The organism is Halobacillus salinarum (genome assembly GCF_022919095.1).
Lineage (GTDB): Bacteria > Bacillota > Bacilli > Bacillales > Halobacillaceae > Halobacillus_B > Halobacillus_B salinarum.
In genome coordinates this window covers 3,208,032-3,234,417 of the sequence record NZ_CP095073.1, presented here as the reverse complement: position 1 = coordinate 3,234,417, position 26,386 = coordinate 3,208,032, and the positions used below count along the sequence as shown (strand labels likewise).

Below are 26,386 nucleotides of genomic sequence, written 5' to 3'. Positions count from 1 at the left end.
GATTTTGTAAGAAAATTGTAATGAAGGGGATGATTTTACTCCGAACGATGTGATAGAAGAGGACAGAATAAGTGCTCGATTATTTATCGTCCATCTTCAAAAAATACGTGTCAGTACCAAATGGAACATCGAGTAAATGAGTAAATAAAAAAGCTCCCATCACAGGGAGCTTTTCAATTCACTTATTTTTTTTGAACGTTAGCCGCTTGTGGCCCACGTTGACCTTCTTGAATTTCGAAAGTAACTGCTTGACCTTCTTCAAGAGATTTGAAACCTTCTTCTTGAATAGCAGAGAAGTGAACGAAGACGTCGTCTTGACCTTCTACTTCGATGAAACCGAAACCTTTTTCTGCATTAAACCATTTTACTGTACCTTCTACCATGTACATAAACCTCCTGCGTGGATAAATGATCCACATTGTATTACTATTCCTGCTCTTTAAATTCAATCAAGACGACATCATTGTGATCCATCTTTCTCTTCCATGAATCTTATCGAACAACAATAATTAACCTAAGTATAGCAGATAGGCACAGAAAAAGATAGCTTTGTCTGCAAAAAGATTACATTTATTCTTGAGCCTGAATAAGAAAAGCATGATCCAGAAGTGAAAATAGAGATTGTTCCACAAATTTATTGATGCCTTTTTGCGGAATACTGGCTAACTCTTCTAGTCGATAGCCTTTATTGAGAAGGTGTTTGACGAGCAGCCATCCAGTAAAATTAGCTTCGCGCTCATAACCTGAAGCTCCGGTTCCTTTAGTAAAGGAATAAATAGCTTCATAATCACTTCTGCTTAAGTATGGAATTAAATTCATCATAATTCTATTTGGTTCCTGGCTGCATTTATCATGGCCCCAGAGAAGTTCAGTATCTCGATCCGCATCGACAGTCATTACCTGCTGAGTCGTGTGAAGAGCGATTCCCTCCTGGAAAATGACTTGGGCGAGCGTACGTCCATAATTCGGTGATAATCCTGATTTCAAGCAATGCACAGCATTGGCAATTTCCTGGGATAATCGGAAATCGCTCCAATCTGATTCAACGGGGAAGCAGATAGAAAGAGATTGATCCTCATTTCTCTTAATAAAAGGTTCTGATTCAAAAGTTCCTACAAAAAATAGGATTTCAATATTAAGAAATGCCGAATAGTGAAGCTTTTCTTTAACGAGCAGTGTCAGTTCATGGATTCGTAAAAAATCCGGTTCCCAATACTTAATTCGATCGTAAACCAAAGAATATTTATCCCAGGCGTAATCAAGCATTTCTTTAACGAGCTGTTCGCCAATATCGCCTGGAGGGACGCTCGCAAACCCATAGTATTTTTTCCAAAGTTGAAAGCGGCGGTCTGATGATGCACATTCGATTGTAGCTTTGTCATAGAACCTTAGGAATTGTTCCAAATTATTTGTGATCTTAACATCTTCCAATTTGATCCTCCTCACTTATTCAATGACTCAAGAATTGCAAGCGTTTCTCCCAAACCTGGCGGGCATCTTTGCCAATCCAGATAAGGTGGCTGTCTGCATTAACTTCGTAAAGTTCGCAATTTGGAGCGTGAGACTTTAATAACAGGGCATTGGAAAACTCTACTGTTTTGTCTTTTGATGAATACATTCCGAGAACAGGTACATGAACCTTCTCAAGGTCCAGGATGCTGCTGTTACTGTCCTCTTTATATTCTTTTCGGGACTGAGAAGTAGCTAACATATTATAAACAAAGTGACGGTCATTAGGAGATAAGCGTTCAAAAAATTCATCAGCGTTTTCTGTAGTGAGTTCAGTCAACTTCTGTTTCATAATAATCTCAGGGAAGAATTTGAGCATGGCTTTAATGCTCACCCAAACGACTCTATCAGCCGTACTGAACAGCCACTTTCCTCGCTGTCCACCATCCTTTCCGGAGGATATACAGGCGGCCTCCATAACTAGTTTCGTGACTCTGGATGGATAGGCTGACGCCAATGCCAGGCCTGTTGGACCAGCGCCTGCAATTGCAATTACGGCAGCTTTGGCTATAGATAAATGATCTAAGACTTCAATGATGGTCTTCGCAAATTCCTCAGGGGTTCTGCCTGTTGAAACTTCCGTGTAGTCATATCCGGGCCTGGAAATGGTTAATAAGGAGTACCCTTCGTAGACAAGACTATTGTGAGATAAATCCGTGTTCCTTGTGGAATGGCCACCTTTCAAAAGCAGGATAGCGGGTCCGCTTCCCAGGTATGTATATTCCACAATCCCCCTTGAAGTATCATATAAAGTCGTGGTCACTTGGGTTCATCCCTTTCTAACTTTTTTCTTAAATTAAATATAAGCTATAATGGAAGAAAATGAAACATCAGAGGATTCTGAAAAAAGAGGTGAAGAAATGAGAATTGTGTCGATTTGCCCTAGTAATACTGAGATTATCGCTTATTTGGAAAAGATAGAGTTGTTGGTTGGTGTCGACAATTATTCTGATTTTCCTTTAGAAATAAACGAACTTCCAAGACTCGGTCCAGATCTATCCATTGATATCGAAAAGACGGCGCAATTAAAGCCAGATCTCGTACTCGCTTCTTTAAGCGTGCCGGGGATGGAAAAGAATATCGAAGGATTGAAGGAATACGGGCTGCCATATATGGTATTAAATCCAAATTCCCTTTCAGAAATTGCAGAAGACATTCGCAGCGTAGGGAAAGCGATTGGTAACGAAGAAGAAGCGGATAAGAAAGCCGATCAATTTCTTGACCAAATAAATGGTTACAAAAGAAAAGCCGCTGAGATTGCTGCGAAGCCTTCTATCTATTGGGAATGGTGGCCAAAGCCGATTTTCACTCCAGGAGGATTGAACTGGCTTACTGAAATTAGTGAACTCGCTGGCGGCTATAATGTTTTTAGAGATGTGCGGCAAGCAAGTATAAAAACCGACTGGGAATCTGTCCTTACTAGAGAACCTGATCATATATGTATGGTGTGGGTAGGGGTTAAAGAAGAAAAAATGAATCCCGATCTATTAAGGAAACGGACGGGAGCTTTGAGCCTGCATGCTGTAACAAAAGACCGCATCCACATAATGGAAGAATCTTTATACTGCCGTCCAAGTCCTCGCCTATTAGAGGGGCTGGAAAAACTTAGTGCAATTCTTGAAAAATCGCGAAAAGAAGAAATGTAATGCCCGGACCGTCTAATGTAAGTAAAGCGATGTTCTCCGGCTCTGCTTTATTCTGCGAATTATATCCGGAGAACACTTCAATTTTTACGAAGCCTTATTTAATCAACGTCGTCCTCGTTTTCATCAATGTAATTTATCCTTATGCTTTGGAATAGCCAGCTCTTTGAAATTTTGAGCAAGCTCGTTTAACTGTTTCTTGAACAATTCCCCAGTCATCGGCAGTCCATGTCCAGTTACAGCAGTTTCCGGACCTAAGGAAGCTATTTTTTTAACCGACTTTTCCGCTTCTGACCAGTTCGGAGTAAAATAGGCAGGCGGTCCATGAACATGTTGATGCTGAATAAAAACCGCCATACTCGATTCCTGCTTAACTGTTATGATAGCATCACCGGCAATTAATGTGCGGTCCTTATCTCTAAACAATGAAATATGACCTGGAGTGTGGCCGGGGTGTGAATCACTCTCCAATCCCTAAGTATTGGAAGCGTTCCATTTTCCGGGAGAGGCTCTACCCATTTACTTAAATCCTTCGGTTCAGTAGGAAAAAAAGGAGACATTAATGAAAACAAACCGCCGCCGACGGTCGAATTTCCTACAGGGTATTCTCTTTTTCCGGTTAAATAATCCATTTCCATAGGGTGGGCATAGATCTTAACATCCCAATGTTCTGCCAGCTTTTTGGCAGATCCAACGTGGTCAAAGTGACCGTGAGTCAAAAGAATGGCTTTAGGGGGACGTCACCAAACCTTTTATGTGCTGCCTCAATAATTCTTTTCCCGTAATGGGCAATCCCGCAGTCGACGAGGATCCACTCTTTTGAGTCAGGAGATCCAATGAAGGCAGTATTAGCAATCATTGTTCTGTAGAAAGCTACATCATTTAAAACTTCCTCAGCTTCCGCATGGGCCATGTGCCACGTTTCATCTATAGGAAGTTGTTCTTTAGAGTCATTGTGTTCCATAAGTTTTCACACCTCTTTTTATTTAGTTTGTTTGCTAAGTTTAGATCTATACATCACCGCTTTCGTAAGAAGAAAAGGAGGAAGCGAAATGAAGATAATTCCAGCTGAACTGGAGCATGCAGAAGGATTGGCCGAGGTCAGTGTTAAGGTATGGTGGTCCACCTATAAGGAGATCATGCCGCGTACCTATCTGGATAAAATGACAGTGGAAAAACGAACGAAAGGATGGAAGGAAAAAATAAAGGCGAACGAAATGTGGATCTTCGTAGCTTTGGAAGATGAAAAAGTGATTGGCTACATTAGTGGAGGTCCTAACAGGAACCAGCCACTCGAGTTTGATGGAGAGCTTTATGCCATTTACATATTGCGTGAATACCAGAGAAAAGGAGTAGGTATCCTGCTAACCAGACGCTTAATGGAGTGTATGGAGCAGGCAGGGTATAAAAACCTAATTGTATGGCTGTTAAATAACAATCATGCTTGGAGGTTTTATGAAGCTTTAGGAGGAGAAAAAGTCGCAGAAGACAGCCTCGAGATTGAAGGGGTAAGGCTTCCTTTAGCTGGATTTGGCTGGAACTCACTGCCTAAACTTGTTGAAACCTTGACCTTAAATAAAGAATAACCCTCTGGAGGTACTCCAGAGGGTTAAGTTATCATTTCGCCTCACCTATGGTGCTCGCGCCTTTATCTGTCCGCGATTGGGTCAGTGTTTTGCCGGTCCAGCCAAAAATAATGGTCATGACGGGGCAGAGGTAACAGAAAATGGCGAAAGGCAGGTAATGAATTACAGAGACTCCAAGCACATCGGATAAGAAAACGCCGCATACACTCCAGGGAACGAGAGGGTTTATGACTGTACCTGCATCCTCTAACGTTCTTGAAAGATTTTTTTTGGCGAGGTGCGTTTTTTCATAAATATCCTGATAGGCTTCGCCGGTTAAAAGAATGGACAAATACTGCTCGCCAATGGCCACATTGATACCGATTGCGGTTAATGCCGCTGAAATCGTCACTGCTCGGACGGTCCTTAAAGTATTTTGAATTTTTTCAAGAACTGAAGGAATTACACCGGTCACGAAAAACAAGCCGCCAAGTGCTAAGGCAAGAATCACGAGTGAAATAGTAAACAGCATTCCGTTTATTCCGCCTCTCGTAAGAAGCTCATTAACGGCATCACTTTTTGTGTCGCCTGTAAATCCATTAAACCACGTAGCCCATAAGGAATTCCATGAGATAACTCCTCTGGAACCGGCAATTATGGTCGCAGCCACGCTGCTTAATGCTAAAGAGATAAAAGCCGGCCTCTTGAACAGTGTCATGACAATTAGAACGATTAATGGAATCCAGGATGTCCAATGAATTAATCCAGAATCGTTAATGACTGATTGAAATGAGTTCAATTGTGACCCATCTGATCTGTTAGAGGATAATAAAATAAATGCGATGAATGTAATGATAAAGGCTGGGATTGTAGTCCAGGCCATATTTTTGATGTGATCAAATAAATCAACTTTTACGACGGTAGAGGCAAGGTTGGTTGTATCTGATAAAGGAGACATTTTATCCCCAAAGAATGCGCCGGACACCACAGCACCTGCAGTCATGGCTAAAGATATATCCATTGATTGAGCAACTCCAATAAAAGCGACTCCAACTGTAGCAGCGGTTGTAAACGAGCTTCCTAAGGCTACGCCTGTTATTGCAGTTATGGCAAATGTAACGGCTAGAAACCAAGGTCCACCCGAAAGGGAAAAGGCAGCATTCATAAGGACTGGAATCGTACCACTTGCCATCCAGCTGGAAATAAGAATGCCGATCAAGAAAAACAATAATACAGCGCCCATTCCAGTCTGTGCTCCTTGAATCATCCCATATTGAAGCGTTTGAAATGGTATTTTTTTAACAAATCCATAGCTAGTCATCAAAAGGATAGCAATAAGGATAGGGACGTGTGGGGGGCTTTGAATGTTAATAATAAAATAGCTGATTATGAAAATGATGACAGTTAAAATCGAACAGGCCTCCATAAGATGAGGCAGCTTTTTTGGCTGTAAATGAAGCATTGCATTATTCCTCCTGTTGCTGATCTATTTAAATTCATGGCTGTGTAAGCCTTTAGGCCAGCCCTTAATTAACTAATAAAAGCTTCCTCCCAATAAGGGACGAAGCCTGAATTCTGTTGTTCCACTCAGGTATTCAACGTGCGCACTCTAGTTTTACAAGCTTTTTCTGCGCGAAAGCTTCCAATGCATTCGTGCTTAAACGCTTTTAAGTGTTGAAGTGCATAGAAATAATATAAAATAAAGGATAATTCCTGTCAACACTTTTAATTTTCATCTGCCCAACAGGATGGAATTTGTGTATAATAGGGGCACTTTAGCAAATGGGGGGAACGAAAATGAGGGTGCAGGCTGTAAGGAAATTAGAGCCTTCAAATCGATTACATATGGTAAGACGCGGAATGATGGCAGGTCTGCCCATTATGCTTGGTTATCTGCCTATTGCAATTACATATGGTGTACTGGCCAGCCAATCAGGTATGAATCTCTTGGAACTGACACTGATGAGTATGCTTGTATTCGCTGGAGCAGCCCAGTTTCTTGCCGTTAGTATGGTGGCAGCAAGTACTGGAGCAGTAGAAATTATTATTGCTACATTTGTGTTGAATTTTCGCCATTTTGTCATGAGCTTATCGTTCGTTAACCGGTTAAAACAAATCGCTCTAAAAGCAAAGCTTCCATTAACCTTGGGGCTGACTGATGAAACCTTCACTGTATCCTCTTTATACCGAAAAGAAGCAAAAGAAGATTATGGAGCTTGGTTTTACGCATCGTTGATGATCACTGCCTATTCTTCCTGGGTGGTTGGTTCCTTTTTAGGAGGAATACTTGGGGATGTTATGCCACAGAGATTAAGTGAGAGCATGGGGATTGCTTTGTATGCGATGTTTATCGGGTTATTAGTTCCTGCAATAAAAAAACATTATAGAATTAGTTTCGTTGCTATTACAGCTATGCTGGTTAATTTCATAGGCCAGCAGTGGGGATTAAATCAGGGTTGGGCCATAGTCCTTGGCACCCTCATTGGTGGCCTATCTGGTGTATTCATTTTAAAGGATGAGGAGGAAGAGGAGGTATGATCATTTGGATTATCATAGGAATGGCTGTAGTAACAGCAGTGCCTCGTATACTTCCGGCTTTTATTATGAATCAACTGAAATTTCCCAAATGGATAGACAGATGGCTGAACGCAATTCCTTATGCTGCACTTGGGGCACTGATTTTCCCGGGAATTATGAGTGCGAAACCAGATGCTCCCCAAATAGGGATCATTGCAGGACTGGCTGCCGTTTTACTCGCTTGGGTAAACGTAAATATTATCGTTGTCGTGCTTGGGGCTATTAGTGCTGTTTTTTTGATGACCTTATAATCACAGAAGCCTAATGGGTGCATATCTTATAAAGATACTTCCGAGAAAGGAATTGATCGTTATGTACCGACAACAAGGGTTTCCGTGGGGGCAAATGTTCCCGGGCTTTGGCGGCGGCCAAGGCGGCGGACCTGGGCAAGGAGGTTCTAGTTCATCTCCAGATGGCCAAGGAGGTTTTCCGTTTCCGGGCGGTCAGGGAGGAATGCCGGGTCAAGGAGGCTTCCCATTCCCCGGAGGTCAGGGAGGAATGCCGGGTCAAGGAGGCTTCCCATTCCCCGGAGGTCAGGGAGGAATGCCGGGTCAAGGAGGCTTTCCGTTTCCGGGCGGCCAGGGAGGAATGCCGGGCCAAGGAGGCTATCCATTCCCCGGAGGTCAGGGAGGAATGCCGGGCCAAGGAGGCTATCCATTCCCCGGAGGCCAGGGAGGAATGCCGGGTCAAGGAGGCTTTCCATTCCCCGGAGGCCAGGGAGGAATGCCGGGCCAAGGAGGCTTTCCGTTTCCGGGCGGCCAGGGAGGAATGCCAGGTCAAGGAGGCTTTCCATTCCCTGGAGGTCAAGGCGGGGGAGATGGGGGATCTACAGATGGAAGATTCCCTCCGTTCGGTGTTCCAGGTCAACCGCCTCAAGGACCTCCGTTCAGCGGCGGCCAGGGAGGACAATTACCTCCACCACCACCTGAGTCCCCGCCAGGAAGTGAAAGTCCCAGTTTAAAGGCAGTGGATCCGGGATCTTTTTGGGGATGTTTATACCGATATACGTGGGTTAGATTAAATAATGGTCGTGCCTTTTGGTTTTACCCTACCTTTATCGGACGGACCTCTGTAGCAGGTTACAGGTGGAATCGCAGACAAAGACAATGGTTTTATACAGGTCTTGATACCAGGCAGATTTCAAGCTTTCAATGTCATTAACTATAAGTGGTGCCATAAGCGTGGCGCCACTTTTTCTGATAAACTAATAGTAGAGATTTATTAGGAAGGGACGAGGTAAGAATGGCTTTTATTAGAGAGGCCCGGTTTGAAGATGCAGAAACAATTGCTAATATCCATGTAGCTAGCTGGAAATCTACATATAAAGATCTAATAGATGAAAGAGACTTAAGCAATATCACGGTTGAAAATCGTATTGCCTTGTGGGAGACCGTTTTGAGGACGCCGGTAAACGGGCAAATCGCTTATGTTATTGAAAATGACAACGGAGAAGTAGTAGGTTTCGTCTCGGGAGGACGAGAGAGAACAAAAAATTACGGTTATGACGGCGAAATTTATTCCATTTATCTTCTTGATCAATATCAACGAAAAGGATATGGAAGCAAGCTCCTCCAAGCTGTTGCTGCCTCAATGGCAAAAGAAGGGTATCAATCCCTGCTTGTGTGGGTGCTCACTCATAACCCGTCAAGCGCTTTTTACACGAATCTCGGGGCACACCCTGTCGAAGCGGAAAGAGTGACGATCGGTCAGGGCACATATGAAGAAACCGCATTTGGTTGGAAGGACATCCATCAGTTGCTTCATGCTTTTTCTAAATAACTCAAACAAAAAACCAGCCTGTTTAAGGCTGGTTTTTCGCTGAAAAAAATCTGTTTTCGCTGAAAAAAATCTGTTTTCGCTGAAAAAAATCTGTTTTCGCTGAAAAAAATCTGTTTTCGCTGAAAAAAATCCTCGCTACGCTAAATTACCCATACCCCTAATGAAAAAACTCATTTCACCCGGGTCCTCCGCAGAAATATTTAACACTCCGCTGCGTCACTTCGTTCGAAAGCGGTGAAGCCACGAATTTATCAATCATTATCTTCATAGGGTTCAATATGAATATGGGCGTAGCGGATATTCATTTTCTTTTCCAGCTGGTCTTCTACTTCATCCGTAATCTCATGACCTTGCTGAATTGTAAACTCGGGATTGATATGAATCGTAGCTTCAACAAGGGTCTGGTTTCCTTGAAGACGACCTTTTACATCTTTTACTACCCAAACATCAGGGTGTTGAGAAATAAGATTTCTTATTGATTCTATCTCTTCTTCATCGAATCCATCGGATAGACTGTGGCTTGCATCTCTGAAAATTTCCCAGGCAGTTTTACATATAATAAAGCCGACGACCGTACCCGCAAGAGGATCTAACCAGTAAAGACCGAATTGTGATCCAAATATCCCTAAGGCTGCACCAATACTTACTAAGGCGTCTGAACGATTATCCTGAGCTGCGGCAAATAAGGCCTGGCTGTCGACCTTTCTGGATAAATTCAAGTTGTAGCGATATACAAAAAGCATAACAATAGCAGCACCAATAGCTGTCCAAGCTGTCATTAGTGAAGGCTGGGTTTGGGTCTGGTGAAAAATATCTTGAACGGTTCCAATCAGTACTTCCAATCCAACAGTCATCATGATAAAGGCTGCAACAAGAGAGGCAATGGTTTCAGCCCTGAAATGTCCATAGTGGTGATCTTCGTCAGGGGGTTTTCTAGATATTTTTAAACCAATGAGTACGGCAATGGAAGCAATCACATCGGTTGTATTATTTAATCCATCCGCACGGAGAGCTTCTGAATTACCAATGGAGGCCACTAAAATTTTTATAGCAGCTAGCAGGACGTAAGCAACAATGCTTACCCAAGCACCTTTCTCTCCCATTTTTAAGTTTTCATATTCACTCATTATAAGCTCCTCCGAATCTTACTTTAAAGCCTGTTTTAGCTTAACAGAGACGCCTTCAGTGGGTCTAGAGAAAAAATGCTTTCCTGATACACATAGCTTGGATTTGGTAATCATCTTTGCCTCAGGCAAACTTATCGAGGGTTACTTTTTATGATAACGGGTATGTATTAATAACTAGTTTTTTCTATCATGGCCGGAGAGGGGATCTTTATGAGGCAGGAAAAGATAATTATTGAAGGTAATGTAGAAGGAATGAAGTTTTCTAAATCCATAGATCTTGCTTACGACCCTCATGACAGCTCAGTGGAAGAAGCTATTCTTTCTTTTTACGAAAGTCACGCCTGCTCATTTGAAGAACTTGCATCAGAACGGGGCTGGATGGATTGCTATTGGACGTTTGCACAGCCCCTTAAAAGCGTTATTTAACCAGCCCTGACAAAATTGTCGGGCTTTTTTTGTGTATGAATCTTTATACTTCGATGCTTCACTGGGGTACTATAGTTGCTTCTCCAGGATCTTCTGCTTTATCTTGGGGAGTCCGTACGGAACTAGTGCAAGTGTGGATAAGGATGGTGTGATGCAGGCGGATGTAGAGGATGAGGTGAGAAACCAAGTCAACCGCACCTTGGAAATCGCTGGGAAACGCGCGTCTTAATGGCTTGATCGCCGTATTTCACACTGATGTACGTTGAAAGCAGGCAATCTTATTTATGGAGTATAGGTTTAAATTTTCATAATAAGGGAAATATAATACTAAATATTCAGAAAATTATTGCTAAATTGATAGAAATCCTGCATAATGGAAAAAAGCATGAAGGGGGTATTCTCATGAGAAAGCAAAAGATGATATACGTTTTACGCCGCGATCCTGATTACAGAGGTCGAGAGATTACAGCAAAACGAGAATTGTCCTTTGGGATCCGCTTAGCCTCAAGATTAATGCTGGACGAACTGACTTTTGAGTTAAATAAAGAACGCTTAGATAGAGAGATTAACACGGCAATCGATAATAACGATCGTGAAGAGTTTCAACGTTTAAGCATTGCCTACCAACCCTATACTTGGGAATAAACTGTCATAGACTGCTGTTCAATCAGTAGTCTATTTTTTGATTTTTGTTTATTAACAAATTTTGTACATCCTTCCTGAGATAATGTTATATTAGTTATAATGATTTTCACGATAGGAAGGTTTTCAACATGAACAAAAAGTTACTGATTCTAGCCGCAGTTTTAAGTATAGGCTTAAGCGGCTGTTCTTTGGATCAATTTACAGGGGAAGATGAAAGTAGTTCCGCCAATCCTTCCTCAAGTGAATCTAAAGGAAAAGAAGAAAAAGAAGCACCTGATACGAAAAACGGCCAGCATTCCACAACTAATGACGGAGAAGGGAAATCTGCTGGATCCGGCAAGGAAAACAACACCAGCCAAAATGAAGGTTCCAGTGAAAAGGATAACGAAAAAAATCAGTCTCAGCCCACCTCTAAGGACGAAGTGATTACCGTAAATAATCCAACGAGTATGGAAGTCGTCGTAAATAAAAAGAGAAAACTTCCTGATGGCTATACTCCTCCTGATTTAACTGTACCGAATGTTCCTTTTTACTTTAAAGAGTATCTACCTAAGAAACAAATGAGAAAAGTAGCTGCTCGCGCTCTTGAAGATTTGTTTGCCGGTGCGAAACAATCGGGTATTGATTTAGTTGCTGCTTCCGGGTACAGATCTTATGAAAGGCAGAAAAGCATTTACCAAAGCAATGTAAAAGCGTATGGAAAAGAACATGCGGATAAATTTTCCGCGCGGCCGGGAACGAGTGAACACCAAACCGGCTTAGCCATGGATTTAACTTCGGCTCAAATGTCATTTAAATTGGAACAATCCTTTAGGCAGACAGACGAAGGAGAATGGCTTGCCAAGCATGCTCACGAGTATGGGTTTATTATCCGTTATCAAAAAGGAAAAAGTGATATAACGGGCTATTCCTATGAGCCGTGGCATGTCCGTTACGTAGGGAAAGACCTGGCTACCCAGATTTATCAGCAGGATGATACGCTTGAGGAATTTTTTGGCTTCCGGCCATATAAACAATAAAAACACTGGATTCGTCCAGGTGCAAAGGCTGTCGAGCAAGGCTCGTCAGCTTTTTTTAATGAGAGCATGAATAGCCATTTTATTAATAGCTGATTCCTACTCTTGAATGAAGAAAACGAGATTCGATCAGTTCGCGATAGGCAAAGAAGGCGGTATCCGCTACGCCTATTTTCTTCCCGTCTTTTGGTAAATATTCCCGTTCAGATCTAACCTTTCCGATCCGCTTCCCATCGGGAAGATGTGTCGGGCATACGATGGTCCATTGAAGCTGGGAATTTTTTAAGGAGATAAAGGCTTTCAAATGTTCTTCAGCAGCAAATGACTTCGTCCGTTTCGATTCTTTTGTCTCATATCGATACTTTCCCTGTTCGTAACGGCTATTTAAAATTCCGGCTGTACCAATCGTTAAAATCCGATCGACTCCTGCTTCTTCCATTTCCTTAATGATCTTTGGCATGGCTGTTGAAAGTGTTGTTGTTTTGTCTGTGTTTAAGGCGCTGAATACAACATCACAGCCTTTAATTAGTTCGGATAGATCTTCTCTATTAAGTGCATTACCCTCCAGGATTTCTGCTTGAGGGAACAGGCGCAAAGCTTTTTCTTTATCTCTTACAAGTGCTCGAATTTGAACATCCTGTTCAGTGGCATATTTGATAAAGCTGCTTCCAACTCTTCCTGTTCCTCCTAAAACAGCTACTTTCATTCACTCACCTCATCGTTTTGTAAAATTTATATAAATTCAGCTTTTTTAGAATATTATTTGCTAAGCTAGAAAATAAACAGGTTCTTTTATGGGGGACAATAATGAAAAAGAAGCCGGTACTGAGTTGGATGCTGTATGATTTTGGAAATTCAGCTTTTGCAACAACGATCATGGCAGCTGTTCTTCCTGTTTTTTATTATGATGTGGCTGCCAAAGGACTAAAGGAATCTTTAGCTGCCAGCTACTGGGGCTATTCCCAAACGATTGCTGTCTTAATCGTCGCAATCATTGCGCCAATTCTGGGAGCAGTGAGTGATTATACAGCTGCTAAAAAACGATTCCTTATGTTTTTTGCCTTTATGGGGATGATTGCCAGTGTCATGCTTGCTTTTGTAGGTGAGGGCGATTATTTGCTTGCTTCCTTGTTAATGATTATAGGGACCATAGGTTTCTCAGGAGCAAACACCTTTTATGATGCTTTCTTGCCTGAAGTCACAAATGAGGACAGTATAGATAAAGTGTCAGCAGGAGGCTATGCACTCGGTTATATCGGTGGAGGAGTGCTTCTGGCGATAAATCTTTTGATGATTTTAAAGTATGAATGGTTTGGTCTTTCTTCAAGCTTAGCGGGTACTCACATGGCCTTTATATCTGTAGGAATATGGTGGCTGATCTTCTCAATTCCATTATTTAAAAACATCATAGAAGAAAAGAAATTAAAACATAAACGAACTCAGTCCTATGTAAAAATCGGGTTTACACGAGTTTCACGTACACTGAAGGAAATGAAACAGTATAAGCAGCTCCTTCTGTTTTTATGTGCATTCTGGCTCTACAATGACGGAATTTCCACTATTATTAAAATGGCTACCATTTATGGAAGAGATATAGGGATAGACAGCAATTCTCTTATTATTGCCTTATTAATTACCCAGTTTGTCGGGATTCCTTTTGCCTTTTTATTTGGATGGCTCGCGAAAAAAATTACCGCAAAGCGTGCTCTCCTCCTATCATTATTGATTTATTTAGTGATTATAGCCTTAGGTTATTTTATGCAAACGGCCCTGCATTTCTATATTCTTGCCATTTGTGTTGGATTTGTGCAAGGCGGTGCTCAGTCGTTAAGCAGATCCATTTTCGGTCGGATGGTTCCCAATGACCGTCATGCTGAATTTTATGGTTTTTATGGAATATCCTCCAAATTTGCTGCCATGTTTGGCCCTTTTGCTTTTGCCATTGTTGGACAGCTGACAGGCTCAAGCAGGTACGGAATTCTTTCCTTGGTTGTTTTCTTTGTAGCAGGCATTCTATTGTTGTATTTTGTTAATGTAGAAAAAGGTGTAAAGGATGCAAAAGAGCAATCCAATTCAGAAGAAGAAGTGGTAGTACACAGTTAATTATGGGTATTGCTAAGTTAACAATGCCGAGTTCTAGTACACAAAGAAAAAGTCTCACCTTTGCTTTAAAGCAAGCCGGGTAAAGGAGAGGCTTTTTCGAACTAACACGGATTTAACACACCGCGGCTTCAAAAATCTGTGGCAAATTGTCAGCTGCCGGAGATTATACGATTGGCTCACTAAATTGATTGACTTTCTCTTCCCGTAAAGGAAGTCCAGTGTCATAAGAAATATCTCCCAGATGATCAGTAATCGATGCATGAATGACTTTAGAACTGGTCTGCCAATAATTTAATATGGATCTCCACAAAGCAGCGGTTTCCGAAAATGCTTTCTCATATAATTCAATAAAGGACTGGTTTGATTCTTGAAGCGTAGCAGAGTGCTTCCACGTCCTTTTCGTGTCATTTAAATAATCTTTCCTATCCTTTAAAGGCTGATGAGAATAAGAAGAGACAAAGGATCCTAGAAGCCGGTTCTTCCAGCCAACAGGGTCAAATAATATACGTTGGGCAAGCCTCATGTCCTGATAGGATTTTTTTATGTAATCACCATTCAACCGGCTGTCTAATCCTGGAAAATGGGATAGAATTAAGCTTCGAAGCATGGATAAAATAGAATGACTGCTATCCTGAAGGGAAAGTTTTTGATACACAGGGTTTTTCCATGACTTCAATCCGCGCAGTCGTTCTAACATACAAGTATCGATGATGACTTCTAATTCCTGGTGCTTGTTCCCTTCATAGCCGGAATGGTAATGAATATAAGGGTGCGTATTTCGGTCAAGCATATGATGGCTGATATAACCTAAAATAAAGGCCTGCTGCTGGTTTTTAGCGTTTTTCCCGTTTTCAATCATATCCAGAAGAAAAGGACCGCACTTTTCCGTATGCAGCTTCATCCCGATTTCACTTACCCCTTGATCAGCTTTAAAAGGCCAGAAATTATGATAAAAAAACGGATCAGGTCCTTGAGCTCCGAAGTTTAAAGCTCCGCTGCTCGTTTCTACTAAATGATTCTCCTTTAGTTCTCTGCATAAATCTTCTGCAAATAAACAATGAGTCCATACATTAGGCAAGTTAAACACCTCGATTTTCTGTGGTATGTTGTCCATTTTCCCTTTAAGCTTACCTCAATAAAAAAGAGCCCTCAACAGGCTCTTTTATTCCACACATATACCCAACTGGAAAGTTTAAGCAAGAAACCCTACAAATTCGTACATCTATCCCTCCTTGAATGATGACGTATGTAGTATTGTTTCTGCCTCCTTTCTTAATGTTATCTATTAGTATACACCATTATCCGAATAGTGTAAATAATCTGATAATAATTTATCGAAATTTGCCTAAAATAAGAGAAGGGGTTAATGCTAGTTGCAGAAAAACTTGGTACAATGAAACAGTAATGAATGATTTTAAAGGGAGGATCTTTTCATGGAGTACCGTATCGAAAAAGACACACTCGGGGAAATAAAAGTACCTAAAGACAAATATTGGGCTGCACAAACACAACGAAGTAAAGAAAACTTCCCAATTGGAAATGAAAAAATGCCGGCAGAGATCGTTGAAGGCTTTGCCATATTGAAAAAAAGTGCCGCACAGGCTAATTACGAATTAGGACTGCTTGAAAAAGAAAAAGCAGATGCGATTGGATATGCTGCAGATCAAATTTTATCCGGCGAATTAGAAGAGCACTTCCCGTTAGTGGTTTGGCAGACAGGTAGCGGAACTCAGTCAAACATGAATGTAAATGAAGTGATTGCTTATGTCGGAAATGAGTGGCTGAAGCAGCAAAACAGCGAGCTGAGCCTGCATCCGAATGACGATGTCAATAAATCACAAAGTTCAAATGATACTTATCCTACAGCACTTCACGTTGCTTCTGTCCGGAAGCTTGAAGATGTGCTCATGCCTTCTTTAACTCAGTTGAAAGATACGCTTAAAGAAAAAATGGAAGCGTTTCAGGATATTGTTAAAATTGGACGGACGCATTTGCAGGATGCCACTCCATTGACACTAGGACAGGAAATCAGCGGCTGGCACCGCATGCTTGAAAAAACCGAAAGCATGCTGCTCGACAGTTTACGCTATGTTAAGGAGCTTGCCATCGGAGGAACAGCTGTTGGGACCGGACTTAATGCTCATATTGACTTTTCAGAACAAGTGGTGGCTAACATCAATAAAGAGACCGGGAAGAATTTTATTTCCGCACCGAATAAATTCCATGCCTTGACTTCTCATGACGAGCTCGTTCATGCTCATGGTGCACTGAAAGCTCTTGCTGCAGACGTGATGAAGATTGCTAACGATGTGCGCTGGCTTGCAAGTGGACCGCGCTGCGGAATTGGTGAAATTACTATTCCTGCAAATGAACCTGGTAGTTCAATTATGCCGGGTAAAGTAAATCCCACTCAAAGTGAAGCTGTAACCATGGTTTCAGCCCAAGTGATGGGAAATGATGCTACGATTGGTTTTGCCGCCAGCCAGGGAAACTTTGAACTCAACGTATTCAAGCCTGTGATTGCTTACAACTTTTTACAGTCAGCCCAGCTGCTTGCGGACAGCATGGTTTCTTTTGATGAACGCTGTGTCAGAGGATTGGAACCAAATCATGAACAAATCGAAAAATATTTACGAGATTCCTTAATGCTGGTGACAGCCTTAAATCCTCATATCGGTTATGAAAATGCAGCAAAAATTGCCAAAACGGCTTTCGAAAAAGATCAAACTCTTAAAGAAACTGCCGTAGAACTTGGAATTTTAACGGAAGCACAGTTTGAAGAATTTGTAGATCCTAAACAAATGACAAAGCCTACATCCAAATAAACAGAGGATTCATAAAAGTTTTCCAGCCATGTTGTTGACCCTGAAAATTACCGTTAATTACCAAGAAAAATGTGTGATAAAAATAGTAGACACGGATCATACTACTATTACACACAGGAGGTGAGACAACATGGCAAACCAAAGATCAAACGAGTTAGTTGTACCTGGTGTTCAACAAGCTCTAGACCAAATGAAATACGAAATCGCTCAAGAATTCGGAGTACAACTTGGTGCTGACACTACTTCCCGTGCTAACGGTTCTGTAGGTGGAGAAATCACTAAACGTCTTGTACAAATGGCTGAACAACAGTTCGGTGGTCAACAACAAAAATAAATATGAGTGACAAAGGAGAAAGGGTGCGCCCTTTCTCCTTCTTTTTATGAGAGTAGGGTTCCAGACATGAGGGAATGCAGCTTATGTAATGGCTGGGGAGAATTGAATAGAGAATGTCCAGGTTGTGAAGGAGAGATGGGAGATCAAGGGAGAGTGGTTGATTTGCTTGATGAATATAGTCCTTATCTTGACCAGAACTGGACAGATCTAGTGGATGGAGATCCTGACTCTTCCCTAAATGGAAAATGCTTGCACCTTTTCGTTTGTCAGGACTGCAAATTAGCTATGATTATTAAAGAGTAGTATTTAAGAACACAATAAAGGCCGCTTTCACCGGGAAGCGGCCTTAAACAATAATTAGCGGATACGGTGTTCCTCGTCTTTATCAAAAAAGTGGACTTTATTCATGTCAATCGCGAGGTCTATTTCTTCGCCGCCCTGTACGTCAGAACGGGAGTCAACGCGAGCGATAAATTCCTGTTCTCCGATTCTTGAATACAGATAGGATTCAGATCCCATTAGCTCCGCTACTTCGATATGAGCACGGATTTTTTTATCTTGGTTAGCATCGATAAATACAGGCTCATCATGCATGTCTTCCGGGCGTACGCCAAGAATGATTTCCTTACCGACATATCCTTGGTCACGCAGGGGTTTCATTTTTCCTTCTGGGACAGCAATCTCAACGCCGTCAACATTGATCGTCTCTTCTCCAAGCGTTCCGTGAAGGAAGTTCATAGCAGGAGAACCAATGAAGCCGCCTACAAAGATATTCTCAGGCTTATCATAGACCTCTTTAGGAGCACCGACCTGCTGGATAATGCCATCTTTCATGACGACAAGTCGTGTTGCCATTGTCATCGCTTCCGTCTGGTCGTGGGTTACATAGATCGTTGTAGTTTGCAGACGCTGGTGCAGCTTTTGGATTTCTGCACGCATTTGGACACGAAGCTTCGCATCAAGGTTTGAAAGCGGCTCATCCATTAAGAATACTTTTGCGTCACGTACAATTGCCCGGCCGAGTGCCACACGCTGCCTTTGACCGCCTGATAACGCTTTTGGCTTACGATCTAACAGAGCTTCAAGTCCAAGAATTTTGGCTGCATTTTGGACACGGCTTTCAATTTCCTGCTTATTCATTTTTCTCAATTTAAGTCCAAATGCCATATTGTCATATACATTCATATGCGGATATAAAGCATAGTTTTGGAATACCATGGCAATATCACGATCTTTAGGAGCTACATCATTCATTCGGCGTTCATCGATAATAAAGTCGCCATTCGTAATTTCCTCTAAGCCTGCGATCATTCTAAGCGTAGTAGATTTTCCACAGCCCGATGGACCGACAAATACGACAAACTCCTTATCATCGATATGTAGATTAAAATCATCTACGGCTTTAACCTTCTTGTCATACACTTTTTCAATATTATTTAATTGCAGCTGTGCCATCTGAAATTCCTCCCTGGATTTTTGAAATCGCTTTCTTTAACTTGTGTTTAAGTGTACTGGAGTTATCATTCAAGGTAAATGGACAAAGTGCACAAAGATCGAGATTGATCTTTGTGCACCGTGTTATTCTTCAAGTCTCATCAGTGCTAAATAAGTAGTAAGCGCTCCTTTGAATTGTTTTACGTCGACTCCTGTTTTCTCAATAAATTTGTCTACACGATACTGCAGACTGTTTCGATGCATAAAGAGCTGTTTTGCAGCCAAAGTAGTGTTTGAGCCTGATTCAAGATATACTTTAATGGTATGCAAAAGTTCCTTATCTCCCTTAACATGTTTAAACAAGGCACGAATTACATTCGAGCAGTCCTCTTCTGGCAAATAGTTAATAAATAAGTATGGAATGATCTCCTGAAAAGTAACCACGGTACCTAAATGGTATTTTCGTGCTCTTTCAAAACAGTTCTGAGACCACTTGTAAATAGCAGGAGCTTCTTCAATATTTTCAGAAATTTCACTGATATAAAAAGAAATTTTGGTATAAAAGTCACTCATAATAACATCGACGATATCGTGAACAGCTATGAGTTCACTTTCTTCTTCAAACTCTTCAATGATACATCCACTCTGCTCAGCAGTCCATAAAATAGGCATAGAGTATGGGAAAAAAGATTGCAATGCTTCTCGTATCGTTTCCCGCTGGATCGTGGCATCCTCAAGATTAAAAAATATAAATCGGTACTGAGAGGGAGGAGAAAAAGACACTGAAATCTCATTTCCGGATAGTATATCATTCCAGGCTTCTTCCCTGGGATTCTTTTCAGTCGCTGCCGGGTAAAAAGGGGTGAGAAAGGATTGCAGCAAGCTGGCTTCCCGTTTTGTGACGTCTGATTTTAAGATACCGACAATCTCAGTTTCATCTGGTGTGAAGTACCAGTGGTAATCAGGATTATAATCTTCAGACCCCGGTAAAGAGGTAATTAGAGAAGGGTAGAGCTCTTTTAATTGGTTAATGATGGACAAGGTACATCTTCCTTTTTATAAGGATTTCTACTATTATAGTATTACATACTATAGTTATAAAAAACATGCAATGAGTGTACTATAGAGCAGCGTATTATTTGTATAAGTAAGGAGGAATAGGGATGGACGATCTAAAACACAAGCACTACTACGGCCAGGAAACAAAAAATCGGTTAAAAAGAATCGAAGGACAGGTTCGTGGAGTTTTAAAAATGATGGAAGAAGATAAAGACTGTAAAGATGTGATCACCCAGTTAACTGCGGCCAGGACAGCTATGGACCGGGCGGTGGGTTATATTGTAGCCAAAAATCTGGAAACCTGTATCAAAGAGGCTCAAGAAGATGGTGGTTCTGCTGAGGAGCTTATTAATGAAGCCGTACAAATGATCGTGAAAAGTCGTTGATTGAAAAAGCCGGGATTTTATCCCCGGCTTTATTGTTAATCATCAAGGTTTGGTGCGGTTTTTTTAAGGAAAAAGGATAACAGAATTCCTGCCATGGCAATTCCGGTGGCAACCATAAAGGAAACGTTGATCCCGTGAATCATAGCGTCCGACATTATGTGCTGTTTCATTTGTGCAGATGATTCTCCCGCATATTCGGCCATATCAGGATCAAAGTTCTGGGAAGAGTTCGTCATGACAGTGACAAGTAGCGCAGTCCCAATTGACCCGGCGACAGTCCGCATTGTGTTATTCATTGCAGTACCATGAGGGATTAAGCTTTTCGGCAGCTGGTTAAGCCCAGCTGTAGACACAGGCATCATTACCATAGAAATCCCCATCATCCGGATGGCATAGACGATCAGAATAAACGTGAAGCTTGTAGTCGCTGTTAAATTGGTGAACTGATAAGTCGTAACAGCAACGATCGTTAATCCAATCATGGCCAGCCAGCGAGCACCAAACTTGTCAAAGATCCGCCCGGTAATCGGCGACATTACTCCCATAACGATAGCTCCGGGAAGGAGTAAAAGTCCAGATTCTAAAGCAGTAAATCCTCTCATGTTTTGCATGTAGATAGGAATTAAGAGTTCTGCACCCAGCATCGCCATCATCACAATCATGCTCGTAGTAGAAGCGATGGCAAATATGCCATGCTTGAATACCCTGAACTCCAGAATCGGTTTTTCAATGGTAAATTGTCTCCAAATGAAGGAAAATAAAGCAATCCCTCCAACAATTAAGGAAAGATAGACATGCATGCTGTCCCATCCATCATTTCCTGCACTGCTCAAACCATAGAGCAGACCTCCAAAACCTAAAGTAGACAGAATAATGGATAGAATATCGATCGTTGGATTCGTCTGCTTTGTCACATTTTTTAAAGCGAACATTCCAAACACTATAGAGATGACCGCGATAGGCAGAATAACCATAAATGGTGATCTCCAAGAATAATGCTCAACAAGGTAACCGGATAGAGTCGGGCCGATCGCAGGTCCAAAGGCAATAACCAGCCCTGCAATTCCCATGACAGTTCCGCGCTTTTCAACAGGGAAAATCATCAAAAACACGGTCTGCATCAACGGCATCATGATTCCCGCACCACTAGCCTGGACGAGACGTCCAATTAGCAGAACAGAGAAACTCGGTGCAATGACTGCAATGACTGTTCCGGCAGTAAAAAGTCCCATAGCAATGAAGAAGAGTTTTCTTGTCGTGAATTTACCTATTAAGAAGGCTGTGACTGGAATCATAACTCCATTGATTAACATAAACCCTGTCATTAACCATTGGGCTGTGTTGGCTGTGACATTCAGTTCCTGCATGATACTAGGTAAAGCTGTATTTAAAAGCGTTTGATTGAGTACAGCTACAAATGCACTGACAAGCAGTACGGATACAATTAATTTTTTATTGATTTCCTGTGGTTCATCTTTTGCACCAGCATTCACTGGCGGATTTGCGGTTTGCATATGAGTCTCACTCCAATTCTAAAGGGTGGGTTCTTTGTATAGTCCTCTTTTTACTAATTCAAGTTCGGTAGTGAAATTGTTAATCGTTTGTTCTTGATTTAAATTTTTAACAAACTGCTGAATAATATTACGAATCATTATGGCAGTGAGGATCTGCCAAATATGATAAATCTCACTTTCGTCTTGAATATTCAATAAATCTCGATCAATCAATGAGCTGATTTCTTTAAAATAACGGTTAAATTCCTCATTGTTCTCATTGTGTGTTAAAGCATTTTCGATTTTGTGATTCATATATAGAAAAGCATTTCGGAAAAATTTTCGGTTTCCTTCTTTGTTCAGATTTTCTAAAGCTAAACGAAACATAGCCATAAACGTATCAAAAATATTGCCATTCGTTTCTTTCAGTTTTTCCTTAAATTTTTCTCTTGTTTCGTTTGAATTTTCATCTAATAAATAAAAAAAGATGTCTTCTTTATCATTGAAATATTGATAAAAGCTGCCTCTTGGGATATTCGCATCTTTTATAATATTTGAAATGGAAGCTTCATAAAGAGAAACACGCGAAAATTCTTTTTTGGCCGCTTTAATAAGCGTTTGCTGCTTTTCTTTTGGTAAATTAAAAAAGGTATTGTTTGGCATTTGCACTCCTCCTTAACAAGAAAATGACACGATGTCATTTATAGCTGCCTTACAAATAGTAAATGACACAATGTCATTTGTCAAGCGACACTGTGTCATTTTTTATGTAAAATTATTCCCAGACACCAGCCCAAAATAACAGCTGAATGTCTGGAGGAGGTTAAGAACGGTCTTCTTGTTCTGGAATGGGGTGGGTTTCCCCTATTTGCTCCCGTCCATAAACGGAGCGGGTCATTCCAGCGGCCATCCCTTCATTGATCATCCGGTCGACGTCTAATTCATATTTATCTTTACCTTCATCGGCACGTCGTTTTTTATTTTTATCCACGGTAGATTCACCTCCTTGTTTTATTTTCTCCTGAGAGGAAGAGATCACAATCGTTAATAATTGGTGCAGTTAGCATAGTTGTCCTCCAACGGACATACTTTACAGTTAGGGGGGTTGAAAATGAAAGGAAATAAAAATTTTGTTGAATTGTTACAGCAGGCAATAGAGGATGAGTGGAATGCCCATGAGTTTTATAAAAGGCTTGGGGCGATACGAGTAATTTGTTCTTTAGAGATTATATTAAACACGCTGAAGAGAATGATGCTAAGCACTACCAAATGTTTCAACAGCTTCTTTATCAGCTCACCGGTCAGTTCTATCATTTTGAACCTGCCACAGTTAACTATTCAACTTTTGAAAATGGAGTAAAAAAAGCACAGAAAGATGAGTTTGAAGCCTTTGAAATGTACAGAGATATGCTTTTTATGATTCCAAATTACATGGCTTATCAGCCCTTATTTATTGCAATGACGGATGAAATAGAGCATGCTTCCAGGTTTGGAACAATCCTGGGGATGCTTAAATAAATCGACTATGCTTTTTCATAGAAAAACGAGATCGAGCTTCATTACTAAGGAGCTGGGTCTTTTCTTATGTACCTTGATAATTGGCACGTATAATAAATTCCATTATACTGGGGGAAGCATAAAGTAAGAAGAGAGGTAGCAAGCTTATGAGCCCAGTATTTTTAATTATTCTTATGGTACTAATTGGCGCGCTTATTGGAGGCGTCACAAACTCGTTAGCAATAAAAATGCTCTTTAGACCTTATAAAACGATCTATATAGGAAAATATCGGCTGCCTTTTACTCCAGGGCTGATCCCTAAACGGCAGAAAGAATTAGCAAAGCAGCTAGGGAGAATGGTCGTGGAACACTTGCTGACTGCGGAAGGTTTGAGAAGGAAGCTTGAACATCCTGAATTTCAAAAGAATTTAACAGAATGGGCTCAGTCTGAAGTGGAAGTACTGTTGAAAAACTCCTCTTCTGTGGAGAAGTGCTTCGAACCTTACATGTAGAGATATCCATTCCAAAAGCAGAAAAAGAAATCAGTCATTGGATCGAACTTCGTTACGAGGAGTTAATGGGAACTTATCGTAATAAGTCATTGAATGAAATCCTGCCTGAGCGATGGATTAATAAAACAGAAAAAGGGACAGACCAGCTTGCAGATTATATTCAATTAAGAATTAAGGAATTTTTACAAAGCTATGAAGGCAGAAAGAAAGTAACCGAATTAGTCGAAAATTATCTGATGAATCAGGGGCTGTTAGGAAATATGATTTCTTCCTTCATGGGATCAGATAGTCTGACTGAACGAATGTACCCAGCTATTCTTAGATATGTTTCTGCTAATGAAACGAAGGAATGGCTTCGGTCTATGCTTCACAAAGAACGTCAACAATTAATGGATCAACCTATTGAGACGTTTGAAGCTAAGATTGGCAAATCGACTATTGCCCATACTTTAGGACGCACAGTATCCAAAGTACTGCCGCTTGAAGAGTGGTTGTCCCGTTCAGTGGAGGAATGGACAAAGCCAATAAGGTCCAAACTGTTGTTTGAGCTGATTCCTTTAGTGATTGACTATCTTACTAAGGTGTTAGCAGAAAGAATGGAAAGATTAATGAATTCAATGCACCTTGCTGAGATTGTTCAGGAAGAAGTAGAGTCCTTTCAAGTTGAACGATTAGAAGATATGGTGCTGGGCATTTCCAGACGCGAGTTTAAAATGATTACGTATTTAGGCGCTTTGTTAGGCGGGGTTATCGGATTCCTGCAAGGAATTATTGTTTTGTTCGTTTAATCATAAGCTATTCCTATACAGGAATGGATACGTTTGTTATAGTGAAGTAGGAGTTTGAGTTCGAACAAATTTAGGAGGTTTCTTAATTTATGGCAAATATTTATGATAATGCATACGATCTGGAAAAAGCGATTCGCGACAGCGATGAATTCCAAAATCTTAAGCAGGCTTACGAAGCTGTAATGAGTGACGAAGCTGCCAAAAAAATGTTTGATGACTTCCGTCAGACACAGATGACCCTTCAGCAAAAGCAAATGCAAGGGGAAGAAATTTCTGAAGATGAAGTAGAACAAGCGCGTAAAGTTGTTGAACTTGTTCAGCAGCATCCGCAGATTTCCAAATTAATGGAAGAAGAACAGCGCCTTAACACGGTGATCAATGATGTAAGCCGGATTATTACTAAGCCTCTTGAAGAGCTTTACGGTAACCCTGAAGAACAACAATAATTTAAATAATAGGGCTGACAGGACTATGTTCGCCTATTTAAAAGCTTGCAGAGTGAGAACCATTTAGCTCTGTAAGCTTTTTTTATTTGGCTTCCACTTTTCGCTGAAGAATTACTTGAAATTGTCGAATATTGCAGGAATTTACCATTTCGATCAAGAAATGAATGATATGTGATTCTTCAATGAGAAGGGGTAAATGACAATGAAGCATTTTAATGTTGAAGAAAAAGAAAACGTTGTATATTTGCAGTTAGCCCGTGGGGAAAAAATGAATGCCTTACATGTTGAAATGCTCGAAGAATTTGCAGCGGCCATCAAAGAAATAAAAGAGATGGAAGCCCAGGTTCTTGTATTATCGGGAAAAGGGGAGGGCTTCTGTGCTGGCGGAGATGTAGCCATGATGGAACAGGCAGCTGATCCAGAAACCTATGACAAAGTAATGGATGCCATTGAAACGATTGTAACGAATATATATACGATGCCAAAAATCGTCATTTCCGCTGTGCACGGTCCAGTCGTTGGCTTAGGTTTAAGTATTGCCCTCTCAGCCGATTACATCATGGCTGATCCTGATTCAATGATATCAATGAACTTTATAGGTGTAGGACTTATTCCTGATGGTGGCGGCCATTTCTGGCTGCAGCAGCGTCTGGGTTCCCACCGTGCTAAACAGTTTGCCTGGGATGGTCAGGAGTTAAGAGCAAAGCAAGCATATGATCACCAGCTGGTAGATATAGTAGTGAATGGAGATCTTCATGAGGAAGCAGAGGCTCTTGCTTTGAATTGGAGCCGTCGCCCGTTGAAGGCAATGATTGCGACAAAACAAATTTATCACCAGCATGGACTTGACCAGCTTCTGCAATATTTGTCTAACGAGCGGCAAGCCCAATGGAAGCTGAGAGGAACCGAGGATCATCAGGAGGGAGTAAAGGCATTTCTTGAAAAAAGGAAACCGAATTTCAAAGGAAATTAGAAAGTCGCGCCAGCCGCGCGACTTTTCTTTTTTATCGGTGGAATAAGACCAAATGGCCTTCCGGAGCTGCACAGCGGTGAGTGTGCTCTTCGAAACCATGTTCCTGGAGTTTTACCTGGCCGATTTTTTTTGCTTCTTCATCATTGGCAGCTTCAAATGTTTCGTCAAGCACATTTGTGCCGTTTTTTTCAAATACAGTTAGAAAGTATTTCTTCATTATTAGAGCCTCCCTGAACAATCGTTCATTTA

At 41.2% G+C, this 26,386-nt stretch carries 31 protein-coding genes and 2 pseudogenes; 18 read left to right on the top strand and 15 right to left on the bottom strand.

The window, feature by feature from the left end; all coding sequences use genetic code 11:
* Nucleotides 1–182: 182 nt before the first annotated feature.
* The 3 genes from MUN89_RS16775 to MUN89_RS16765 form a co-directional block, all read right to left on the bottom strand.
* Complete coding sequence (locus MUN89_RS16775; protein ID WP_244708909.1) at nucleotides 183–383, bottom strand: cold-shock protein; 201 nt, start codon at nucleotides 381–383, stop codon at nucleotides 183–185.
* Between the two features lie 187 nt (nucleotides 384–570).
* Nucleotides 571–1,431: a hypothetical protein gene (locus MUN89_RS16770; RefSeq protein ID WP_244708908.1), complete on the bottom strand. Its 861-nt coding sequence runs from the start codon at nucleotides 1,429–1,431 to the stop codon at nucleotides 571–573.
* 19 nt (nucleotides 1,432–1,450) lie between these two features.
* Complete coding sequence (locus MUN89_RS16765) at nucleotides 1,451–2,272, bottom strand: alpha/beta hydrolase (protein ID WP_244708907.1); 822 nt, start codon at nucleotides 2,270–2,272, stop codon at nucleotides 1,451–1,453.
* 97 nt (nucleotides 2,273–2,369) lie between these two features.
* Between MUN89_RS16765 and MUN89_RS16760 the strand changes: the two genes are divergently transcribed.
* Nucleotides 2,370–3,155, top strand: a complete 786-nt coding sequence (locus tag MUN89_RS16760; RefSeq protein ID WP_244708906.1) for a cobalamin-binding protein — start codon at nucleotides 2,370–2,372, stop codon at nucleotides 3,153–3,155.
* Between the two features lie 123 nt (nucleotides 3,156–3,278).
* On the opposite strand, the pseudogene MUN89_RS16755 reads toward MUN89_RS16760, so the two are convergent.
* Together MUN89_RS16755 and MUN89_RS16750 are read right to left on the bottom strand one after the other, a co-directional pair.
* Nucleotides 3,279–3,871 (bottom strand): annotated as a pseudogene (locus tag MUN89_RS16755) (MBL fold metallo-hydrolase).
* Nucleotides 3,868–4,116, bottom strand: a complete 249-nt coding sequence (locus tag MUN89_RS16750) for a hypothetical protein (protein WP_244708905.1) — start codon at nucleotides 4,114–4,116, stop codon at nucleotides 3,868–3,870. The pseudogene MUN89_RS16755 and the gene MUN89_RS16750 overlap by 4 nt, the downstream one beginning before the upstream one ends.
* An 88-nt stretch (nucleotides 4,117–4,204) precedes the next feature.
* On the opposite strand from MUN89_RS16750, the gene MUN89_RS16745 reads away from it, so the two are divergent.
* The gene (locus MUN89_RS16745; protein WP_244708904.1) at nucleotides 4,205–4,738 is read left to right on the top strand and encodes a GNAT family N-acetyltransferase; all 534 of its coding nucleotides are present in this window, start codon (nucleotides 4,205–4,207) and stop codon (nucleotides 4,736–4,738) included.
* A gap of 31 nt (nucleotides 4,739–4,769) precedes the next feature.
* Here MUN89_RS16745 and nhaC read toward each other — a convergent pair whose 3' ends face one another.
* Nucleotides 4,770–6,179, bottom strand: coding sequence for a Na+/H+ antiporter NhaC (nhaC, locus tag MUN89_RS16740; protein ID WP_244708903.1), 1,410 nt, complete (start codon nucleotides 6,177–6,179; stop codon nucleotides 4,770–4,772).
* 335 nt (nucleotides 6,180–6,514) lie between these two features.
* Between nhaC and MUN89_RS16735 the strand changes: the two genes are divergently transcribed.
* The 4 genes from MUN89_RS16735 (at nucleotide 6,515) to MUN89_RS16720 (ending at nucleotide 9,073) form a co-directional block, all read left to right on the top strand.
* Nucleotides 6,515–7,255 (top strand): AzlC family ABC transporter permease, encoded by a 741-nt coding sequence (locus MUN89_RS16735; protein WP_244713889.1) that lies wholly within the window; start codon nucleotides 6,515–6,517, stop codon nucleotides 7,253–7,255.
* The gene (locus tag MUN89_RS16730; RefSeq protein ID WP_244708902.1) at nucleotides 7,252–7,545 is read left to right on the top strand and encodes an AzlD domain-containing protein; all 294 of its coding nucleotides are present in this window, start codon (nucleotides 7,252–7,254) and stop codon (nucleotides 7,543–7,545) included. The genes MUN89_RS16735 and MUN89_RS16730 overlap by 4 nt, the downstream gene beginning before the upstream one ends.
* A 61-nt stretch (nucleotides 7,546–7,606) precedes the next feature.
* Entirely contained in the window at nucleotides 7,607–8,455 is an 849-nt protein-coding gene (locus tag MUN89_RS16725; protein ID WP_244708901.1) for a hypothetical protein, read from the top strand.
* A gap of 81 nt (nucleotides 8,456–8,536) precedes the next feature.
* Nucleotides 8,537–9,073: a GNAT family N-acetyltransferase gene (locus MUN89_RS16720; protein WP_244708900.1), complete on the top strand. Its 537-nt coding sequence runs from the start codon at nucleotides 8,537–8,539 to the stop codon at nucleotides 9,071–9,073.
* Between the two features lie 251 nt (nucleotides 9,074–9,324).
* Here MUN89_RS16720 and MUN89_RS16715 read toward each other — a convergent pair whose 3' ends face one another.
* On the bottom strand, nucleotides 9,325–10,200 hold the full coding sequence (locus tag MUN89_RS16715; protein ID WP_244708899.1) for a cation diffusion facilitator family transporter: 876 nt from the start codon (nucleotides 10,198–10,200) through the stop codon (nucleotides 9,325–9,327).
* A gap of 210 nt (nucleotides 10,201–10,410) precedes the next feature.
* Here MUN89_RS16715 and MUN89_RS16710 point away from each other — a divergent pair, with 210 nt between their 5' ends.
* From MUN89_RS16710 to MUN89_RS16700, 3 genes are all read left to right on the top strand, one after another.
* On the top strand, nucleotides 10,411–10,626 hold the full coding sequence (locus MUN89_RS16710) for a hypothetical protein (protein WP_244708898.1): 216 nt from the start codon (nucleotides 10,411–10,413) through the stop codon (nucleotides 10,624–10,626).
* Between the two features lie 402 nt (nucleotides 10,627–11,028).
* Entirely contained in the window at nucleotides 11,029–11,271 is a 243-nt protein-coding gene (locus MUN89_RS16705) for an IDEAL domain-containing protein (protein WP_244708897.1), read from the top strand.
* Between the two features lie 128 nt (nucleotides 11,272–11,399).
* Nucleotides 11,400–12,290, top strand: coding sequence for a M15 family metallopeptidase (locus tag MUN89_RS16700; protein WP_244708896.1), 891 nt, complete (start codon nucleotides 11,400–11,402; stop codon nucleotides 12,288–12,290).
* A gap of 82 nt (nucleotides 12,291–12,372) precedes the next feature.
* Here the strand turns inward: MUN89_RS16700 and MUN89_RS16695 are convergent, their stop codons facing one another.
* Nucleotides 12,373–12,993 carry an NAD(P)-dependent oxidoreductase gene (locus MUN89_RS16695; protein WP_244708895.1) on the bottom strand — a complete coding sequence of 207 codons (621 nt, stop codon included), beginning with the start codon at nucleotides 12,991–12,993 and terminating at the stop codon, nucleotides 12,373–12,375.
* A 101-nt stretch (nucleotides 12,994–13,094) separates the two neighbouring features.
* Between MUN89_RS16695 and MUN89_RS16690 the strand changes: the two genes are divergently transcribed.
* Nucleotides 13,095–14,390, top strand: a complete 1,296-nt coding sequence (locus tag MUN89_RS16690) for an MFS transporter (RefSeq protein WP_244708894.1) — start codon at nucleotides 13,095–13,097, stop codon at nucleotides 14,388–14,390.
* A gap of 163 nt (nucleotides 14,391–14,553) precedes the next feature.
* On the opposite strand, the gene MUN89_RS16685 is transcribed toward MUN89_RS16690, so the two are convergent.
* Nucleotides 14,554–15,477, bottom strand: coding sequence for a zinc dependent phospholipase C family protein (locus MUN89_RS16685; RefSeq protein WP_244713886.1), 924 nt, complete (start codon nucleotides 15,475–15,477; stop codon nucleotides 14,554–14,556).
* Nucleotides 15,478–15,823: 346 nt separating this feature from the next.
* On the opposite strand from MUN89_RS16685, the gene fumC reads away from it, so the two are divergent.
* From fumC to MUN89_RS16670, 3 genes are all read left to right on the top strand, one after another.
* Nucleotides 15,824–17,215 carry a class II fumarate hydratase gene (fumC, locus tag MUN89_RS16680; RefSeq protein ID WP_244708893.1) on the top strand — a complete coding sequence of 464 codons (1,392 nt, stop codon included), beginning with the start codon at nucleotides 15,824–15,826 and terminating at the stop codon, nucleotides 17,213–17,215.
* A gap of 130 nt (nucleotides 17,216–17,345) precedes the next feature.
* A complete protein-coding gene (locus MUN89_RS16675; RefSeq protein WP_244708892.1) occupies nucleotides 17,346–17,549 on the top strand; it encodes an alpha/beta-type small acid-soluble spore protein in 204 nt (67 codons plus the stop codon).
* 102 nt (nucleotides 17,550–17,651) lie between these two features.
* Nucleotides 17,652–17,852 carry a hypothetical protein gene (locus MUN89_RS16670; protein ID WP_244708891.1) on the top strand — a complete coding sequence of 67 codons (201 nt, stop codon included), beginning with the start codon at nucleotides 17,652–17,654 and terminating at the stop codon, nucleotides 17,850–17,852.
* Nucleotides 17,853–17,906: 54 nt separating this feature from the next.
* Here the strand turns inward: MUN89_RS16670 and MUN89_RS16665 are convergent, their stop codons facing one another.
* Together MUN89_RS16665 and MUN89_RS16660 are read right to left on the bottom strand one after the other, a co-directional pair.
* On the bottom strand, nucleotides 17,907–19,004 hold the full coding sequence (locus MUN89_RS16665) for an ABC transporter ATP-binding protein (protein ID WP_244708890.1): 1,098 nt from the start codon (nucleotides 19,002–19,004) through the stop codon (nucleotides 17,907–17,909).
* A gap of 123 nt (nucleotides 19,005–19,127) precedes the next feature.
* Nucleotides 19,128–20,024: a PucR family transcriptional regulator gene (locus MUN89_RS16660; protein ID WP_244708889.1), complete on the bottom strand. Its 897-nt coding sequence runs from the start codon at nucleotides 20,022–20,024 to the stop codon at nucleotides 19,128–19,130.
* A 122-nt stretch (nucleotides 20,025–20,146) separates the two neighbouring features.
* On the opposite strand from MUN89_RS16660, the gene MUN89_RS16655 reads away from it, so the two are divergent.
* Nucleotides 20,147–20,428, top strand: coding sequence for a metal-sensitive transcriptional regulator (locus MUN89_RS16655; RefSeq protein WP_244708888.1), 282 nt, complete (start codon nucleotides 20,147–20,149; stop codon nucleotides 20,426–20,428).
* A 35-nt stretch (nucleotides 20,429–20,463) separates the two neighbouring features.
* Here the strand turns inward: MUN89_RS16655 and MUN89_RS16650 are convergent, their stop codons facing one another.
* From MUN89_RS16650 to MUN89_RS16640, 3 genes are all read right to left on the bottom strand, one after another.
* Nucleotides 20,464–21,942 carry an MDR family MFS transporter gene (locus MUN89_RS16650; protein ID WP_305852425.1) on the bottom strand — a complete coding sequence of 493 codons (1,479 nt, stop codon included), beginning with the start codon at nucleotides 21,940–21,942 and terminating at the stop codon, nucleotides 20,464–20,466.
* 18 nt (nucleotides 21,943–21,960) lie between these two features.
* Nucleotides 21,961–22,584 carry a TetR/AcrR family transcriptional regulator gene (locus MUN89_RS16645; RefSeq protein WP_244708887.1) on the bottom strand — a complete coding sequence of 208 codons (624 nt, stop codon included), beginning with the start codon at nucleotides 22,582–22,584 and terminating at the stop codon, nucleotides 21,961–21,963.
* A 160-nt stretch (nucleotides 22,585–22,744) separates the two neighbouring features.
* On the bottom strand, nucleotides 22,745–22,912 hold the full coding sequence (locus tag MUN89_RS16640) for a hypothetical protein (protein ID WP_244708886.1): 168 nt from the start codon (nucleotides 22,910–22,912) through the stop codon (nucleotides 22,745–22,747).
* 278 nt (nucleotides 22,913–23,190) lie between these two features.
* Between MUN89_RS16640 and MUN89_RS16635 the strand changes: the two genes are divergently transcribed.
* From MUN89_RS16635 to MUN89_RS16620, 4 genes and pseudogenes are all read left to right on the top strand, one after another.
* Nucleotides 23,191–23,439: a hypothetical protein gene (locus MUN89_RS16635; protein WP_244708885.1), complete on the top strand. Its 249-nt coding sequence runs from the start codon at nucleotides 23,191–23,193 to the stop codon at nucleotides 23,437–23,439.
* A 146-nt stretch (nucleotides 23,440–23,585) separates the two neighbouring features.
* A pseudogene (locus MUN89_RS16630) lies at nucleotides 23,586–24,718 on the top strand (DUF445 domain-containing protein).
* Nucleotides 24,719–24,807: 89 nt separating this feature from the next.
* Nucleotides 24,808–25,164 (top strand): YlbF/YmcA family competence regulator, encoded by a 357-nt coding sequence (locus MUN89_RS16625; RefSeq protein ID WP_244708884.1) that lies wholly within the window; start codon nucleotides 24,808–24,810, stop codon nucleotides 25,162–25,164.
* A 202-nt stretch (nucleotides 25,165–25,366) separates the two neighbouring features.
* Nucleotides 25,367–26,137 (top strand): enoyl-CoA hydratase, encoded by a 771-nt coding sequence (locus tag MUN89_RS16620; RefSeq protein WP_244708883.1) that lies wholly within the window; start codon nucleotides 25,367–25,369, stop codon nucleotides 26,135–26,137.
* 31 nt (nucleotides 26,138–26,168) lie between these two features.
* On the opposite strand, the gene MUN89_RS16615 is transcribed toward MUN89_RS16620, so the two are convergent.
* On the bottom strand, nucleotides 26,169–26,354 hold the full coding sequence (locus MUN89_RS16615) for a YhzD family protein (protein ID WP_244708882.1): 186 nt from the start codon (nucleotides 26,352–26,354) through the stop codon (nucleotides 26,169–26,171).
* Between the last annotated feature and the right edge of the window lie 32 nt (nucleotides 26,355–26,386).